13 protein-coding genes are annotated in these 16,906 nt (G+C 38.0%); 8 read left to right on the plus strand and 5 right to left on the minus strand.

Features of this window, described 5'->3' with window-relative positions; genetic code table 11:
- Positions 1 to 1,977: 1,977 nt before the first annotated feature.
- The gene (locus DVR12_RS15540; RefSeq protein ID WP_116976726.1) at positions 1,978 to 3,003 is read right to left on the minus strand and encodes a LacI family DNA-binding transcriptional regulator; all 1,026 of its coding nucleotides are present in this window, start codon (positions 3,001 to 3,003) and stop codon (positions 1,978 to 1,980) included.
- 126 nt (positions 3,004 to 3,129) lie between these two features.
- Entirely contained in the window at positions 3,130 to 5,697 is a 2,568-nt protein-coding gene (locus DVR12_RS15545; RefSeq protein WP_233522405.1) for a zinc-dependent metalloprotease, read from the minus strand.
- 758 nt (positions 5,698 to 6,455) lie between these two features.
- Here DVR12_RS15545 and DVR12_RS15550 point away from each other — a divergent pair.
- The 5 genes from DVR12_RS15550 (at position 6,456) to mnmE (ending at position 11,055) form a co-directional block, all read left to right on the plus strand.
- The gene (locus tag DVR12_RS15550; RefSeq protein WP_116976727.1) at positions 6,456 to 7,310 is read left to right on the plus strand and encodes a MotA/TolQ/ExbB proton channel family protein; all 855 of its coding nucleotides are present in this window, start codon (positions 6,456 to 6,458) and stop codon (positions 7,308 to 7,310) included.
- 59 nt (positions 7,311 to 7,369) lie between these two features.
- Positions 7,370 to 8,026 carry an ExbD/TolR family protein gene (locus DVR12_RS15555; RefSeq protein WP_116976728.1) on the plus strand — a complete coding sequence of 219 codons (657 nt, stop codon included), beginning with the start codon at positions 7,370 to 7,372 and terminating at the stop codon, positions 8,024 to 8,026.
- Positions 8,027 to 8,092: 66 nt separating this feature from the next.
- Positions 8,093 to 8,683: an ExbD/TolR family protein gene (locus DVR12_RS15560; protein WP_116976729.1), complete on the plus strand. Its 591-nt coding sequence runs from the start codon at positions 8,093 to 8,095 to the stop codon at positions 8,681 to 8,683.
- A gap of 37 nt (positions 8,684 to 8,720) precedes the next feature.
- Complete coding sequence (locus DVR12_RS15565; RefSeq protein ID WP_116976730.1) at positions 8,721 to 9,557, plus strand: energy transducer TonB; 837 nt, start codon at positions 8,721 to 8,723, stop codon at positions 9,555 to 9,557.
- Positions 9,558 to 9,672: 115 nt separating this feature from the next.
- A complete protein-coding gene (gene mnmE / locus DVR12_RS15570; protein WP_116976731.1) occupies positions 9,673 to 11,055 on the plus strand; it encodes a tRNA uridine-5-carboxymethylaminomethyl(34) synthesis GTPase MnmE in 1,383 nt (460 codons plus the stop codon).
- A gap of 93 nt (positions 11,056 to 11,148) precedes the next feature.
- Here the strand turns inward: mnmE and DVR12_RS15575 are convergent, their stop codons facing one another.
- From DVR12_RS15575 to DVR12_RS15590, 3 genes are all read right to left on the minus strand, one after another.
- Positions 11,149 to 11,586, minus strand: coding sequence for a helix-turn-helix domain-containing protein (locus DVR12_RS15575; RefSeq protein WP_147323469.1), 438 nt, complete (start codon positions 11,584 to 11,586; stop codon positions 11,149 to 11,151).
- A 39-nt stretch (positions 11,587 to 11,625) separates the two neighbouring features.
- Positions 11,626 to 12,204 carry a helix-turn-helix domain-containing protein gene (locus DVR12_RS15580; protein WP_116976733.1) on the minus strand — a complete coding sequence of 193 codons (579 nt, stop codon included), beginning with the start codon at positions 12,202 to 12,204 and terminating at the stop codon, positions 11,626 to 11,628.
- 316 nt (positions 12,205 to 12,520) lie between these two features.
- Positions 12,521 to 13,315, minus strand: coding sequence for a helix-turn-helix domain-containing protein (locus DVR12_RS15590; RefSeq protein WP_116976735.1), 795 nt, complete (start codon positions 13,313 to 13,315; stop codon positions 12,521 to 12,523).
- Between the two features lie 224 nt (positions 13,316 to 13,539).
- Between DVR12_RS15590 and DVR12_RS27590 the strand changes: the two genes are divergently transcribed.
- The 3 genes from DVR12_RS27590 to DVR12_RS15600 all read left to right on the plus strand — a co-directional run bounded on the left by DVR12_RS27590 (position 13,540) and on the right by DVR12_RS15600 (position 16,880).
- Positions 13,540 to 13,698, plus strand: coding sequence for a hypothetical protein (locus DVR12_RS27590; protein ID WP_158563284.1), 159 nt, complete (start codon positions 13,540 to 13,542; stop codon positions 13,696 to 13,698).
- Complete coding sequence (locus DVR12_RS15595) at positions 13,698 to 14,360, plus strand: N-acetyltransferase (protein WP_116976736.1); 663 nt, start codon at positions 13,698 to 13,700, stop codon at positions 14,358 to 14,360. Before DVR12_RS27590 ends, DVR12_RS15595 begins: the two co-directional genes overlap by 1 nt.
- Before the next feature lie 90 nt (positions 14,361 to 14,450).
- Positions 14,451 to 16,880 carry a TonB-dependent receptor gene (locus DVR12_RS15600; protein WP_116976737.1) on the plus strand — a complete coding sequence of 810 codons (2,430 nt, stop codon included), beginning with the start codon at positions 14,451 to 14,453 and terminating at the stop codon, positions 16,878 to 16,880.
- The last annotated feature ends 26 nt before the right edge of the window (positions 16,881 to 16,906 follow it).

Genomic DNA, 16,906 nt, shown 5'->3' on the forward strand with positions numbered 1-16,906 from the left:
AGAGAAGTTAAGCCCCTCATGGCCGATGGTACTGCACTATCATGCGGGAGAGTAGGTAGCTGCCATACTTATTAAAAGCCTCGACATTATTGTCGGGGCTTTTTTATTTTCCACCCTTTATATTTTCTCTCTCAAAGTAATTTTGAATAATATCTCCCTATTTCTATTATTTCCACCCTCAATTTGCCTTCCAGCAATAATATTCATCAACATAAATAAACACAAAACTCAAATACCTGAAACTTCAATACTTTAACTTGAAATCTATACATGGATCTAACAATAACTAAGTTTGAATTATCACATGATGGGGAAACGATTAAAATCTAGAGCGATCATCTAGGAAAATCCTGGCAATACTAATTAACTGAAACATGCGATAAGGCTTTGGGCTTGATTCAATCAGTCAATAGCATAATAAACAAACACTGAACAGTATAATTCGCAAAGGCTTCAGCCCTTCAATGGCAATACGAGCAATCGTTGATTAGTATTAACTGCTTCATTAGCAAAATGAAGAACAAGCTTTAATCTGTGTTAAAAGACATTCCTTAAATAAAATATTTAACAAGTCTTAATCAGTGTTAATCAGGCTACAAGAATGCACACGAGAAGCAATAGAATGATCAAACGTTGATTGATAGAAATTCAGGCTGTATTTGACCCTTCAATGGCATAATATAATACAGCTTCAGGTATGTTCAATCCTTTTTTACTACTGCAACCTAATAGCTAATATGGCTGAATTTAGATCTTGTCAAGATTCATGTAATTGATGAATATCTCCGGATCAAATTTAAATATTACAATGTGACTCTGGTTATGTTCTGAAGCATTAACAACAGAGCAGAAATATGGACCTCAATAGTTAAAATTAATAGAAGAAGATAAGTTTGATTATTATAAGATCATAAAATCTGTTGATTAAACTAAAGAATTTATACAGTAAATGTACTCTCGTAAACACTGTGAAGTTGCTCTGAAATATAGGTTTGTCAATCTTCCATTTTTAATAATTTCATCAATATTAAGCTTTAAAAACTAGCAACAATACCTTCTGTTTTATATAAAGTTGGATGAGTTTTTTCGTTTGCGTTTAATCGTTTTAGTTATATCAATGAAATTTAATTTCTAATTTAATTTTGTTAATGCAAACAATTAATTCGAATTTTTTTATTGATTTTTAGATTGAAGAATATGCTTTGTAATTCTTTGTAGTAAAGGATTTGATATGATATAATTACTAAGTTGATAAGATGGGGTTTTGTTAATCTATTCTTGTTAAGATTTCGCTAACACTTCGATGTTATTAAAGTAATAGTATTGCAATCAGAATGACATACTTAATGTCAAAGTTAGTAATGAATATTATTTTCAAATTTAAAAATAGATTTAAAGAGATAGCTCAACAGAGTTTGAAGACATAAGGACCTATGATTCTGTTACACGTAGCGTTCTGTTTAACTACAAACAGATAACAGAACCATAATTGTTAGTTAACTCCTGAAATAGTTTGTTGCCATATTACATATTAAACTTCAGGAAAAACTTTCCAATTATTATTTACGGGATCAAAAGAAGATAAGTAGCAAGGGAGACGCTGTTTAATAAGCAGGACTTCTTGTTATTTTAAATTGAGTGCGCTCTGTTGGGCTTAACTTTTTCTTGCATTAATTATTGCCTGTTCTGGTAGAATGGTAGGCCATTGCTTGTTACCCTGCCCACATTTTGGGTTGTTTAAGAATGTCTCTCCGCTGTATCTTTTGGTACAGCGGTTGAGGCGTTTATTAACCTTTATTGATTTGTTACCAAACATGAAATAGATATGTAATAAAGAGATTACATATCACTCTCATAGATCAGCAAACAGCTTATAAGTAAGATTGTAGGTGATTATTCACCATACTTGCTTCAAATAGTAGTTGCTCTGTTTAAGATTCCTAATTAAGCGAAAGGAACCTATAAAACCTTAGAAGTTTATTTATTGGTAGATTCTCTCTTAATTAATTCAACAGGAAAAACATAGTTTTTGGTAACCTTAACACTTTCATCCTGATTAATAAGTTGAACAATTGTTTCTACAGCCTTTTGGCCCATATTATATCCGGATTGTTCAATGGTGGTTAAAGTAGGAGAGATAATGCGGGAAGATAAATCATTGGAATATCCTACAACTTTAATTGATTCCGGGATAGCAATATTCCTGTTTCTAGCTTCTTTAATAAATCCTACAGCCGAGCTATCATTGGCTGAAAACAGGCCATCAACTTGCAATCCTGAATCAAATATTTGTTGGGCTGCTGAAGTTGCAGCATCCATTGTCAGATCATGGATAAAAATAAGGCTATCATCATAAGGGATTTGATATTTGGACAATGCTTCTTTATATCCCAAAAGCCTTTGCTGGTATAAATTGCAGGTAAGTGGACCAGAGAAGTGTGCTATTTTTTTACATCCTTGCTGGATTAGGTGCTCTGTAGCCAGAAATCCTCCGGTGAAATCATCACCGGTTATAGTATAACCTTGGAACCCGGTAGGAACGCGATCATAGAATACAATAGGAATATTGTTTTTTATAAAAGGACTGAAATGATCCGGACTGGTAGTGAACATAGAAGAAACTGCTAATAGTCCATCTACTCTTAAAGAGTAAAAGGTATGCACTAATTCCTTCTCCATCGCTACAGTTTCGTCGGATTGTCCGATTACAATACTGAAACCATACTTATGAGCCTCATGCTGAATTCCACTTATGGCAGTACTCTGAAAATACATGGAAGTACGCGGAACAATAAGCCCAATGATATTTGAGCGTTTCTTTCTTAAACTGGATGCTATCCAATTAGGAACATAACCCATTTCTGTTGCAGCCTGTTGAACCTTTTCACGGGTTTCAAGATTTATCAGCGGATTGTTTTGCAATGCCCTTGAAACGGTGGATGCAGACAGATTTAATTGCTGAGCTATATCGTAAATAGTTATTTTATTAGTCCGGTCTTTCACTTTTTTGAGGCTTCGAATGTGAAATAATGGGCGATATTAAGCATTTTCCTGAAAAATTAATAGGGGATTAAAAAGAAAGCGCCCTTTCATAAGTCTATGAAAGGGCGCCAAAAATTGATTTTATGCTTATTGTTTAGGGTCTAAAGCTTTATTGATACGGGCGATCAGGTCCTGGATATGACCACGGGTCATAACATCAGCAGTACCAGCATTTGCCTGTAACTCAGATTTCAGAGCAATTAATTGAGAACGTCCTATGGCGCTAGCGTCAGATTTACCCGGGTTTGCAACCATTGGCATCATCATATTGCCAGAAGCAGGAGCAGCTGGGGATACCAGTTTACTCAGATTATCAACATATGCACGTTGTAAGTTCCTTCTGTATACATCCACAGGCTGGTGTGCATAAATTTCAGAGAAGATACCTTTCTTCAGGTCGGTCAGCATTTCAATAGGTTGATATGCATTCTTTGTATTGAAAGTTGCTTCAGCAGATGATAACTTATTGATTGTGTTTACGTTCATCAGTCTATCCAAAATTGGTTCCTGACGGCTGGCGATAAGGCTAGGCGCATCACCACCAAATTTATTCAGCAGATCCTGGTCGATTAACCATTTAGGAGTAGTGAATAGTTGTTTGTTCAGGAAACTAACAGCATCTTTTTGGATTGACTTTGGAACGATTTCATAAACGGCACCTGACTGTTCTACAGTTTTAGGAGTTTCGTATATACCCCCTACATTCTTGGCAACATGCCCCATGTAGCGGCCAAATTGACCAACAATTTCCTTGTACAGTTCAGAAAGATTGCTATATCCTTCGTTATCTACTTTCGTCCAGGTACCTAAGTTAGGCATGATGCGTTGCAGGTTTTTGATACCATAAGTACTTGCCAGCATAGCATTATCGCCAAGGTCTTCGCTTTGAGATCTGGGATCATCCGGATTCATTTCTGTTCCGAACCAGTATTTTTTATCTTTCAGTTTGTCAACAGTCCATTTATTGAGGATAGGCTTTTCTTCGTCAGCATTTTTTGCCTGAGGAAGTAATTTATAACCCCATTCAATAGCCCATTTATCGTAGTAGTTGATACGAGGATAAAGATCGGCGCCTGAGATACCATCACCAGGTTGAGCTACGTAATTGAAACGGGCATAGTCCATGATTGAAGCAGCATGGCCATTTTGTTTTACCCATTCTTTATCGCGAAGTTTTTCAACTGGATAAGCAGAGCTGGATCCGAAGTTATGACGTAAACCTAAGGTGTGTCCAACTTCATGAGAAGAAACGAAGCGGATCAGTTCACCCATTAGTTCATCACTGAATTGCATATTACGGGCGCGAGGATCATTAGGAGCGGCCTGAACAAAGTACCAGTTACGTAATAAACGCATTACGTTGTGATACCAGTTGATATGGCTTTCGATGATTTCCCCGGAACGTGGATCGTGGACATGTGGACCACTGGCGTTAGGAATATCAGATGGTTTATAAACGATGGCAGAGAATCTGGCATCATCGATAGACCAGGTAGAATCTTCCTGCGGAGTAGGAGCCATTTTAGCCATGATAGCATTCTTAAAGCCAGCTTGTTCGAATGCTACCTGCCAGTCATTAACCCCCATAATCAGGTACTTACGCCATTTTTCAGGAGTAGCAGGATCGATGTAGAAAATGATTGGTTTTACTGGTTCAACGAGTTCACCGCGTTTATATTTCTCCATGTCCTCCGGTTTTGGTTCCAGGCGCCAGCGGGTGATCATTTGGAGTCTTTTAACTCCTTGTGGATCAGCATCGAAGTCGGTAACGCTGGTGGTGAAGAAGCCAACTCGTGGATCGAAGTATCTTGGCTGCATTGGAACTTCAGGAAGGAGAACCAGAGAACTATTCAGTTCAACGGTAGCATTGCCACCCGGAGCAGGCGGCATTCCTGGCATTGATGGGCCACCGCTTTTGCTATAAGTTTTTACGGCTTTGATTTCGGTGTTCATCGGATAAGATTTTACGTCATTCACGTATGACTTATCTGGTTGTAAACCACCTAATTTCAGCAAGCCTTTAACCTGGCCGTCGAAGAAGAGAATATCGTTATCCCCGTTGATGTATTCAGTCATATCGATAACGCTTCCATTATTATTTTTAGAGAAAGCTTTGATATCGAAAGCGGCAACAATAGGTTGTAAGTTAGAATTCCTAACAGACATAAACATAGGCTGGGTAGAGTCTTTGGATATGTCTGAGTAAGAAATGTTTTTCAGGAAAAGGCGGTTATTAGGGCCTTTTTCGAAGCGAACAATATTTTCATTGATGATATCGCCACCGAAACCCATCATTTGGAAACGTAGACCTACGGCTGATTTAGAGAGTCGGTTTACGATAAGGATATCTCTGCCGAGCAATTCATCGGGTACTTCGAAGAAGTAACGATCTTCATGCTTATAAACGTTAAATAACCCTGAATCGGCGATAGCTTTTTCATTGATTATTTCAGCGAAAGGTTTTGGACCGGGTTTTGGACCAGGTTTCAACATTGGAGGTTTGTTGGTAGTGTCTCTGGCTGGCAAAGCAGAAGACGGTGCGGCGTCTTTAGAATTTTTTTTCTTTTGAGCGGCACTAGGTTGGTAGGCTGTAATGCTTAGGCATAGGGCACCAGCCATGGCAATAGCCAGTTTAGTTTGAATTGGTTTGCTCATTTGTGTAAATGAAGGTTTTTGATTATTGTTGATGTTTTTTTAAAACACGTTGCAAGTAAGTATATTAAGTATTAACTTATGTGGAAAATCCACGAGCGCATTAAAAGGGCGTAAGAATGGAAAAATTGAGCTAAAAAGCAAAAAATAGAAATGTTAAAATGACAATAACAAAAGACAGGGTTATGTAATTAATTATTGTTATAAAAAACAATAATATTATATAGTAGAAATGAGTGTTGTGAATATGAAAACCTGCGGCTATATTGCATTCTGATAAGAAAAGGGGTGATTGACAGGAATATGGAGCTGCTAAATTGAATTAGCTTGACTTGGAATATTGATTTAAAGGGAGTTGAAAATAGGTGACAAGATTGTAAGATTTCTGTTGGAACATTTGAATTTTTTCTTAAATTGTGCGTCCAACTTTGAAAAAAATCAAACTTATTTCAAGTCTTGGACAGTAACTAGAGACTGCAATATTGGTTTATTCGCTTATGTAAAGTGTTTGCTCTAAAAAATGATTGGCTAGAAGGCCCAAGAGTCGGGCTTTTGCGTGTGAAGGTTAATTTTTGTGGGTTTTTTTGGGCTGCACTTGTTTTTTTGGACCAACCTTATAACTTTGCGAATCTCTGATTAAAACAGTAAATTGTGCGTTGGGTGTACATTTTAATTTAGCTAAATGGGGCATCTGATTAAAAAGTAATTAGTAACTTCTAACAAACAATAGTTTAATTTTTAACACTAAAATTTCAATCAACATGGCTGAGACTAAAACAACTGTGACTGCAGCTACAGCTAAGGCTTCTTCTCATCAACCTAAAAAGTCATCCAACCTGTTTGCCGCGTTGGCAGTGCCTATCTGCCTGGTGATAGGTTTTCTGTTTTACTTTTTTGTATTAGGAAATCCAGCCAACTTCCAAGGAGGCACTACAGAAGGTCACCCAGTTGAATCTGGTATTGGAAAATGGTTTGCGACTGTGTACAAAGGAGGTTTAATTGTACCTATCCTGATTTCTGTATTGCTGATCTGCTTGACTTTCGTAATTGAGCGTTTCCTGTACCTTTCAAAAGCTAAAGGTAAATTCAGCGGTTCTGAACTGGTTCGTAAAGTACAATTCCACCTGGCTAACCGCAACATTGATGCTGCATTAGCTGAGTGCGACAAACAAAAAGGTTCAGTAGGTAACGTACTGAAAGCAGGTCTGAAAAAGTATAAAGAAATGATTTCTAATACTGAACTGGATACTGATCAAAAGATACTGACTATCAAGAACGAAATCGAAGAAACTACTGCTCTTGAACTGCCTATGATGGAAAAGAACCTGGTGTTCTTATCTACTATTGCATCAGTAGCAACCCTGTTAGGTCTGTTCGGTACTGTATTGGGTATGATCCGCGCGTTCGCTGCGATGTCTACCGGTGGTGCTCCAGATTCTGCACAGTTAGCGGGTGGTATCTCTGAGGCGTTGATTAACACCGCTCTGGGTATCGGTACTTCTGCTGTTGCTATTATCATGTATAACTTCTTTACTACCAATATCGATAGCATCACTTACGCTATTGACGAATCAGGTTTTACTTTAACTCAAAGTTTCGCTGCTAATCACAAATAATTTTGTGGAATTATTGCAGTTTTGAATCTTATTAAAGTAAACTATAAAACAGAGTAAAGATGCCTAAAGTTAAAATGCCAAGGAAAAGCACCAACATCGACATGACGGCGATGTGTGACGTGGCTTTCCTGCTGTTAACTTTCTTTATGCTGGCGACTAAGTTTAAACCGGACGAACCGGTAACCGTAGTTACTCCATCCTCTATTAACACTACCCTCTTACCTGATTCTGATGTGTTGTTATTCACAGTGGATAAGGATGGTCGGGTGTTCTTTAGCATGGACGGACAGCCAAAAAGAAGAAAGCTTATAGAAGACTTGAACACGCAGTATAAATTGGGCCTCGACGAGAAAGAAATCAGAAACTTCGTTGTAGGTGCCAGCGTAGGTACTCCGATTAAAGACCTGAAGACGTATCTTTCAATGAGTGAAGATCAACGTAAAGCTGGGGGACTGGATAAAGGTATACCTACTGATTCTGCTAACAATGAATTAGGTGCATGGATTCAATACGGTATCGCTGCCCAAGGTACTAACTTAGCCAAGGTTAAGTACTGTATCAAAGCGGATAACGAAACTCCTTATCCTAAGATCAAAGAAATTCTGGAAACGTTTAAAAGTAAACATATCCAGAAACTCAACCTCGTAACTAACCTGGAGGAACCTCCAAAAGGTACTGCTGCATGGCAAGAGTTACAAGGAACTAAACAACACTAAGTAAACGACAGCAATAACTTCCTGACCTGGAAGGCTGTTGATTTCTGAACCAAAAAATTCGCTACTATGGCAGAAATGGATACCAGCAGTAGTGGTGGGAAAGGTAAGAAACACGGTGGGACGAAATCGAAAAAGTTATCTACCCGCGTGGATATGACACCAATGGTGGATTTGGGTTTTCTTTTGATTACCTTCTTCATGCTAACCACTACGATGTCCAAGCCCAAAACAATGGACTTGATCATGCCAAAAGATACCGAGAACGAAAAAGAGCAGAACAAAGTAAAAGAAAGTACTGCGTTGACTATCTTACTCGGAAAAGATAATAGAGTTTATTACTACGAAGGTTTAGCGCAAGATCCTAACGCTTCTGCAGATCCTAATTTCTTCAAAGCAACATCATTTGCTAACACTGGAGGAATCAGAGATGAGATCATCAGAAAACGTGACGAAGTAGCCAGACTGAGAAACTCTAAAGGAGAACCTGAAGACGTTGTTGTTATTATTAAGGCGGATGATGATGCCAATTATAAGAACTTCGTAGATATCCTTGACGAAATGGCTATCAACAGGATTCAACGTTACGCAACTGTAGACATCAGTGAACAAGATAAAAAGTGGATTAAATCTACAGAAACTGCGAACGGTGTTCAATAATTAATTTTTTTTTTGCATCCATCATAAAATATCAACAATGGATTCTGCTAAGATCTTAAAATCCGACTTTCTTGATATCCTGTTTGACGGTAGGAACAAGGAGTATGGAGCTTACGATTTGCGTAGACAATATGATAAACGGGTTAGAAATGCCATCTTAGGTACTGCTTCTCTGTTTTTGATTTTCTTCGCAACGTATATGATATCACAGTGGGTGAAAGCTTCTGAAGGTGAAAACTTGAAGAAGCCTGTGATTCAGGAAATTAAGATGGAGGACGTGAAAATTCCGGACGATCCGAAAACACCACCTCCACCGCCACCTCCTCCTGCACCACCACCACCAGTAAAACCGTCAGTGCAGTTCACTCCTCCTGTAATCAAGAAAGATAACGAGGTTCCAGAGGATGAAAAACCTCCTAAACAAGAGGATATTAAAGATAAAGCTATCAGCACCAAAACCCAGGAAGGTGATCCTAACGGGGTTGAACCTGGTCTGTTTGAAGATAGTAAAGGTTCTGGCGTAGTTGGACCTCCTCCTGCTCCTGCCAAAGAAGAGATCTTTACCTTCGTAGAACAACCTCCTACCTTCCCAGGTGGAGAAGAAGCGTTAGCTAAATATCTGAGCAAAAATATCCGTTATCCTCGCGTTGCTCAGGATAATGGTATCTCAGGTACCGTATTCGTTCAGTTCGTAGTAGATTCTGAAGGAAACATTAAAGATGTAAAAACAGTAGGCGCTGCTAAAGGCGGTGGTCTGGAAGAAGAAGCGATCCGCGTGGTAAAAACCATGCCTAAGTGGAAACCTGGTAAGCAAAACAGCCGTCCGGTTTCTGTACAGTTCAACCTTCCAATCCGCTTTACTCTGCAAGAGTAGTACTGTATCAACTTTATACTTAAAAGCCCGTTTCTACTCAGTAGAGACGGGCTTTTTTTATTCCTCCTCCTTTTTAGCGGATTGTCCGTAAATTTGCACCCTTATATTCAATGCTATGCTGGGAAAATTAATAGGTTTTGACGATACAATTGTTGCTGTAGCCACCGCGCCAGGATTAGGAGCCATCGCAGTCATCAGGCTCAGCGGTAGCCAGGCATTTTCTATCTGTAATCACCTCTTCCCATCTAAAGACCTTACTAAACAACCAAGCCACACCCTTCATTTTGGTAATATCGTAGATAACCATGCAATTATCGATGAAGTAGTAGTTAGCCTTTATAAAGGCCCTAAATCCTATACCGGCGAAGACACCATAGAAATATCCTGTCATGGTTCTCCATACATCCAGCAACGCATCATCGATGCCTGTGTTAAAGGCGGTGCCCGCCTGGCAAAACCAGGAGAATTTACCCAACGCGCTTTCCTTAATGGCAAACTCGACCTTACCCAGGCAGAGTCTGTTGCCGACCTGATAGCCAGCAATTCTGCGGCATCTCATCAAACTGCCATGCAGCAAATGAGAGGAGGCTTTTCTAAAGAACTCCATATTCTCAGAGAACAACTAATTACTTTCTCTGCCCTCATAGAATTGGAACTCGATTTTAGCCAGGAAGATGTTGAATTTGCCGATAGAACCGGATTATATACCCTGGTAAACGATGCTGCCAAATTAGTTCATCAGCTTATAGACTCATTCCAAATGGGGAACGTTATCAAAAATGGGGTAAATACTGCTATCGTTGGTAAACCTAATGCTGGAAAATCAACCTTACTCAATACCTTATTGAATGAGAATAGAGCTATTGTAAGCGATATTGCCGGCACCACCCGCGACACCATAGAAGAAGTACTCAATATAGATGGCATTCTGTTCAGATTAATTGACACTGCCGGAATCCGCGAAAGCAACGACACAATCGAAAGCATCGGTGTGCAGAAAACTATGGAAAAAATCAAGGAAGCCGGTGTTGTTGTTTATCTCTTTGATGCGAATGAAATCACTGTCGATGAATTGCAACAGCAAATAGATTCCTTCAAATCCCAACAAATCAATTACCTCCTAGTTGGTAACAAAATTGATATTACCGGAGAATCTGCTCTCAGAGAAAAATTTGTAAACATCCCTGATATTCTCTTCATCTCTGCCAAAAATCATGAACATATTGCTGAACTGAAAAAAGTCTTAGTAGGTAAAGTAATGTCTGGCGACCTCAATACAGAAAATACAATCGTCACAAATGCACGCCATTTCGCTGCGCTAAAAGAAGTACTTAAATCACTTAACGATGTAAGACAAGGAATGGACAATGGCCTGCCAGGAGATCTGCTAGCCCTGGATATTCGTTTATGCCTGCATCATCTTGGTGAAATAACAGGTGAGGTTACTAATGAAGATAGATTGGATTATATTTTTAGTAAGTTCTGTATCGGGAAGTAATTACCAAATTATTTGGCTATAATTTAGTTACCAACTTATAATAGGTGGGATGCAATGTTTTTATCTCCTCCTCATTATTTTCGATTTTAAGATTTAGATTCTTTGACGCTTTATAGTATCTTCTTTTTGTTGTTTGATATTCTGAAAAAATGAAATCGGAAGTCCTGTGACCTGCATTAAATCGGCCGACATTATCTTAACTGAAAAGTAGCCTAATTTCCTCGCTATAACCGGAAGGTCCAAATTTGTATAAACAAGTAGTTCTTTTACTTTATTCACTCTTACTTCCTTAGCATAGTTCTCGAAAGTTTTTTCATATTTATCGATAAACCATATTTCTGCTTCAGTTCGGGGCAAAGTTAACTTGGATTGAATATGGTCATACAGGGAAAAGTTTTCATTAAGCTGAGGATCTGATTGATAAATTTCATTTATCCATGATTTAATATTATTAACAACATGATTTTTAATTTCTTCGGTATACTGCATATTATTTCGGTTACGTAAGGAGTAGTCAGTTTTGTGTATCATCTCAAATAGATAATGGGAATTAATTTGCCAGAATAAAACTTAGATACCTACTAAGTCCAGAAATTTCCGTTCTTTCACGGCTAACTGTTTGTATTGCGAGGGAGTAATGCCTGTAAGTTTTTTAAATTGGGCAGACAAATGATGAACACTACTAAACCCTACTTCAAAGGCGATCTCGCTAAGTGATATTTGATCATAATCCAGTAGTTCCTTAACTTTCTCGAGTCGATGTAACATGAAATACCGTTCAACGGTGATACCTTCCAGTTTTGAGAACAAATCACTCAGGTATCCAAATTCGTAAGCCAGTTTTCCTGAGATAAAGCTTGAAAGCTTAAGTTGATTGGAATCAGTGCTTAAAGAAAGATAATCCCTTACACATTGTTTTACTTCTTCTACAAGTTGATTTACTCTGCATTCAATAATCTTGAGCCCAATTTTTTGAAGGCTATCTGCCAGTTGCTTTTTACGAGTAGAATCCAATTCATACAGAAAAGTTATCCTCCCAAGATTCACACCAGATACGCTGATATCAAGTGTGGTCAAGATGTTCCTGACAATGAGAATACAGCGTTGGCAAACCATGTTTTTAACGTAAAGTGTATAAACGATATCCATTGTAATAACTTTATGATCTCTAAAAAATTTAAAGCTGTTTTATTACATATACTGCAATTGCAACTAATCGTAAACCCATTATTATAATGAGGGCATACATCAATTTCCATTCGGGAGGAATTGATTTAACAGATGCGTATGCAAGTTTGACTTTAATAAACCCAGTTTGTATTAAATGCCTGTAATTGGATTTTGAAGTAAATGCCTGTTTCATTGTTACCTATTCATTTATTTAGAATAGTGCAAAATTATGGTGTGGGAACCTGGGAGGTTTGAAGGAAACAGCTATTGATTTGAATAAACTGGCTATTCTGCCCTAAATATTATAGAAGAATCCAAAATGATACAGTGGTTTAAATGCAGCATAAGCAGAAGGTTGAGCTCCGAATAGTTGAAAAAAAGTGCGGGAAAAATGGGCCTGATCAGCAAATCCGGCCTCGTAAGCCGCTTCTTTGGATGATTTGCCTTCCATCAGGTTTTGGGTTGCCATAGCTACACGCTGCCACAAAACGTATTGTCGAAGTGGGGCACCGACTTGCTCCCGGAACAAGTGTAAAAAGCGATTTTCAGATAAGTGTATGGCAGATGCCAACGCTGCCGCAGAAACCTTGTTGTGAATATTTTGACGTATTAAATCGATCACCTTCTTTATTCTATCGTCAAGTGGTGGACTAAAAGGTACTTCCTGAAGAAGATGATGATAAACAGTATTAGTTAATGAGTTGAATATATTGCTATCTGTGATTAACTGCTGGCGTGTCATTTGAAGCGCTTCAATAACAGGTAGAATGTCTTTCTCCGGAAAATATTTAATTGGCTTCCCTTCTAAAACTTTTTCCTGCACCAAACGACCAAGTTGTACGTCAGGCATAATACAGGTAGTGACCTGCCATCCATTAAATTCTTTCAAACTATGTTCAATCCCAGAATTAATAAGTACTGCCTCAGCCTCCTGCCAGCCATCATTTTCTGTCCAAACAATAAACGGTTTACGATCCAGTGAACAAGTAAACTGAATAACGGCATGTTGATGAATGTCTGTTACCAGGTGAGGTGAAATTAGCATACTACGGGTAGAACCCAGGTACATGGCGGCTTTGGGATGTTGCATACTATTCCTTATTGAACTGCTAATTTATCACAATTCCACCTCAGTAACAAGCCGGAAATGTCTTTCCCTGATAACATAAATATCTGAATTCCTGAAATCTTGGAATTATGTACATCTATCACTTCATGATGTAACAATGAGCCTCCCAGGTCATTGTAGCTTTGTGTTATCAAATCATTCAATAAACAAAAAAATAAAAATCATGGAAACAAAGAATTGCACTTGTGGAACAACTACTAAGAACAACAATACTTGTGCTTGTGGCGACAATTGTCCTGGAAGTACCTGTACCTGTGGTTGTAACTGTGGAGCCTAAACAAAAATCCGGGAAGAGCGTGATCCTCGCTCTTCCTGTTATTACCAAATCTAAAAGCTATTTGTAATGTCGCTATACACCTTCGCGAAACATGAAGAACTTCCTTCAATAAAATCAATTCCGGGTTTACAAATCAAGGAAAGTAAAGACGTTTCCATTCTTTCTCAGTTGGGAAATATAACAGAAAAGGAAGTAGTAAAGCGGGTAAATAACGGCAATCTTGCATTCATAGCTTATTTCCATCAAACACCAGTAGCTTTCGGCTGGATGGCTATGGGAAAAGCAAGTATTGGTGAGCTGGGGCACCAATTTGTTTTACCTCCTCAAAATCGTTACCTCTGGAATTTTAGAACAATTTCGGCATTCCGGGGATTAGGTATCTACCCTGCATTGTTGCAATATATACTTAGGAGTGAAGCAAATAAAACTGATCGCTTTTGGATTATCCATGCCCCTGAGAATAAGTCTTCTCTTAAAGGAATCCTCAAAGCAGGATTTCACCATGTTGGTCAGTTATATGTAAGGTCTGATGGGCTGCCTGGATTTGCTGCAAATTCCCTTACAAATGAAGAAAAGAAGCTCATTGCATCAATGGATTTTATTTTTTCTGAAGAACCAACAACCAAGTGTTGGAGTTGCAATAGTCCATATATGAAAATGAAAGCAACTACTTGCTGCTGTAAGATCTCCGGAAATATTTGTACAAATCCAATTTCCATAAACTACTAAATCCTTTCCATAAACTATTTGTCAAACGAGGCTTATGCGTCGTAATGCTCTCTTATTGTCTGAAAATATTCACACATAAAACAAAATATTATGAAAAAAATTTTATTCCTTCTTCCGATGTTTTCTCTTCTGGCATCGGTATTACATGCGCAGCAAATTCAGGGTAGTGTAAGTGATGAAAAAGGAGAACCTCTTAGTGGTGCCACAATTGCCCTGCGTAGAGCAAAAGATAATTCCCTTATAAAACTTAGTCTTTCTGATATGGGTAATTTTACTTTTACAGAAGTACCTCAGGATACCGTAATTATTACTATTAGCTATGTAGGATTTGAAGTCTATTATTCATTACCATTCTATGTTTCTGAAAAAATAATGAATCTTCCTGTATTTAATCTTCATAAAACAAGCAATAATCTGAAAAGTATAGGAGTATCTGCTCGTAAGCCAATAGTAGATGTCAGACCAGATAAAATTGTATTAAATGTAGAGGGTACGATTTATGCAATAGGAGCAAATACTTTGGAGTTACTACGCAAAGCTCCGGGAGTAATAGTTGATAAGGATGATAATCTGACCTTGAATGGCCGAAATGGGGTACAGGTATACATCGATAATAAACCATCCCCTCTGAAGGCGCAGGACATGAGTAATTACCTGCAGTCTCTTTCTTCCTCACAAGTTGAAGCAATTGAAATTATTAGCAATCCCTCAGTACAATATGATGCTGCTGGTACGGCCGGTATTATTAATATCAGGTTGAAGAAGAATAAAACACAGGGATTAAATGGTAGTATCTCTGCTGGTATAAGTGTTAGCAGTAATATAAGAGTTGATGATGGCTTTTCGCTCAACTATCGTAATAAAACATTTAATGCTTTTGGTTCATACACCGGAGCTTTGGGAAAATCGGGGATGGACTTTAACCTTTATCGCATTGTAAAAGACACTGCTTTTGATCAAAAAAGTGATATTCTTTTCAAAAACCGTAGCCATAATTTCAAGGCCGGTCTTGATTACACACCTGATTCCAAAAATTCATTTGGGTTAATGATAAATGGAAGCCTGGCTTCCCCTACGCAGGAAAATCATAATTATACTCCCATTACCTATTATCCAACCGGGATTAAAGATCGAATCCTGGATGCAGCCAATTACAATAGCATGAAAAATAATAATGTAAATGTTAATCTTAATTATGGGTTTAAAGATAATGCCGGCCACGTTTTAGGAGTAAATGGCGACTACGGTTATTATTCCTTGAATTCCGATCAGTGGCAACCAAATACCTTTTTGCAACCAGATGAAAAAACGGTAATAAGTAACAAAAACTACATTATCGAAAGTCCAACGCATATTGATATCTATTCGATAAAAGCAGATTATGAACAGGGATTGGCAAAAGGACGTTTAGGTATTGGTGCCAAGTTGGGATACGTTAAAACCGATAATATTTTTAATCAAAAGAATGAAGTTGATGGTAAAATATCCCTGGATAGTGCAGCAAGTAATTCTTTTAGCTATACCGAAAATGTAAATGCATTATATACCACGTATTCACGCGATTTCAAAGGCTTTTCATTACAAGGAGGTATACGGATTGAGCATTCTGCGGTTAAAGGAGAATTATTCGGTTCAGAAAATACTCTAACAGAAGAGCAATCATTCCATAAAAACTATATAGACTTTTTTCCGAACCTTTCATTCACACTTGCCCCACAAACTAATCACCAGTTTGTATTGTCATTTAATCGGCGGATAGACCGACCTGTTTATAAGGATCTAAATCCCTTCGAGTATAGAATTAATGAATACACCTATCATAAAGGTAGTACACAGGTACGTCCACAGTATAGTAATACAGTAAGCCTTACATATACATACAAGTTCCGGTTAAATACCACACTTAGCTATGGTCATGTTAAAGATGTATTTGGTCAGGTGGTAGATACGGCTTATGGAACCAAGGGATATCTTTCAAATCGTAATCTGGCTGCTCAGGATATAACTAATTTAAACATTAGTTTTCCATTCCAATATAAGAACTATAGCCTTTTCGCCAATGTAAATGCCTATTATTCAAAGTACCAGGCTTCTTATGGAATAGGCAGAGAGTTGAATCTGGATGTATACGGGGCAAATATTTTCCTGCAAAACAACCTTCGGTTTGGGAAAGGCTGGACAGGAGAATTAAGTGCCTTTTATACAACTCCGTCTATCTGGCAGGGTAGTATGAAGGCAGATGCTATCTGGAGCGCTGATGCTGGTTTACAAAAACTACTATTAAAGGGAAATGCTACTGTCAAAGTATCGGTCAGCGATATATTCAATACCTCTAAGTGGAGTGCCAGTTCTGAGTTTGCCGGACAGAGAATTAATGTAACAGGAAAGCAGGAAACCAGGCAATTTAAATTATCATTTACCTATCGTTTTGGTAACAGCCAGGTAAAAGCTGCAAAACAAATTCAGAGTGGTACTGATGAAGAACGTAAACGTGTTGAGAGTAGTGGTATGTCTAATTAACATTTTTTTGAAGAGTCCATTTGTTA

This window comes from Chitinophaga silvatica (genome assembly GCF_003419895.1).
GTDB lineage: Bacteria > Bacteroidota > Bacteroidia > Chitinophagales > Chitinophagaceae > Chitinophaga > Chitinophaga silvatica.

Coding starts and splice junctions, on each gene's coding strand:
- DVR12_RS15590 (WP_116976735.1), bottom strand. CDS start 13,315: ATGCAACATCCCAAAGCCGCCATGTACCTGGGTTCTACCCGTAGTATG.
- DVR12_RS15595 (WP_116976736.1), top strand. CDS start 13,698: ATGTCGCTATACACCTTCGCGAAACATGAAGAACTTCCTTCAATAAAA.
- DVR12_RS15545 (WP_233522405.1), bottom strand. CDS start 5,697: ATGAGCAAACCAATTCAAACTAAACTGGCTATTGCCATGGCTGGTGCC.
- DVR12_RS15550 (WP_116976727.1), top strand. CDS start 6,456: ATGGCTGAGACTAAAACAACTGTGACTGCAGCTACAGCTAAGGCTTCT.
- DVR12_RS15580 (WP_116976733.1), bottom strand. CDS start 12,204: ATGGATATCGTTTATACACTTTACGTTAAAAACATGGTTTGCCAACGC.
- DVR12_RS15565 (WP_116976730.1), top strand. CDS start 8,721: ATGGATTCTGCTAAGATCTTAAAATCCGACTTTCTTGATATCCTGTTT.
- mnmE (WP_116976731.1), top strand. CDS start 9,673: ATGCTGGGAAAATTAATAGGTTTTGACGATACAATTGTTGCTGTAGCC.
- DVR12_RS15560 (WP_116976729.1), top strand. CDS start 8,093: ATGGCAGAAATGGATACCAGCAGTAGTGGTGGGAAAGGTAAGAAACAC.
- DVR12_RS15600 (WP_116976737.1), top strand. CDS start 14,451: ATGAAAAAAATTTTATTCCTTCTTCCGATGTTTTCTCTTCTGGCATCG.
- DVR12_RS15575 (WP_147323469.1), bottom strand. CDS start 11,586: ATGATACACAAAACTGACTACTCCTTACGTAACCGAAATAATATGCAG.
- DVR12_RS15555 (WP_116976728.1), top strand. CDS start 7,370: ATGCCTAAAGTTAAAATGCCAAGGAAAAGCACCAACATCGACATGACG.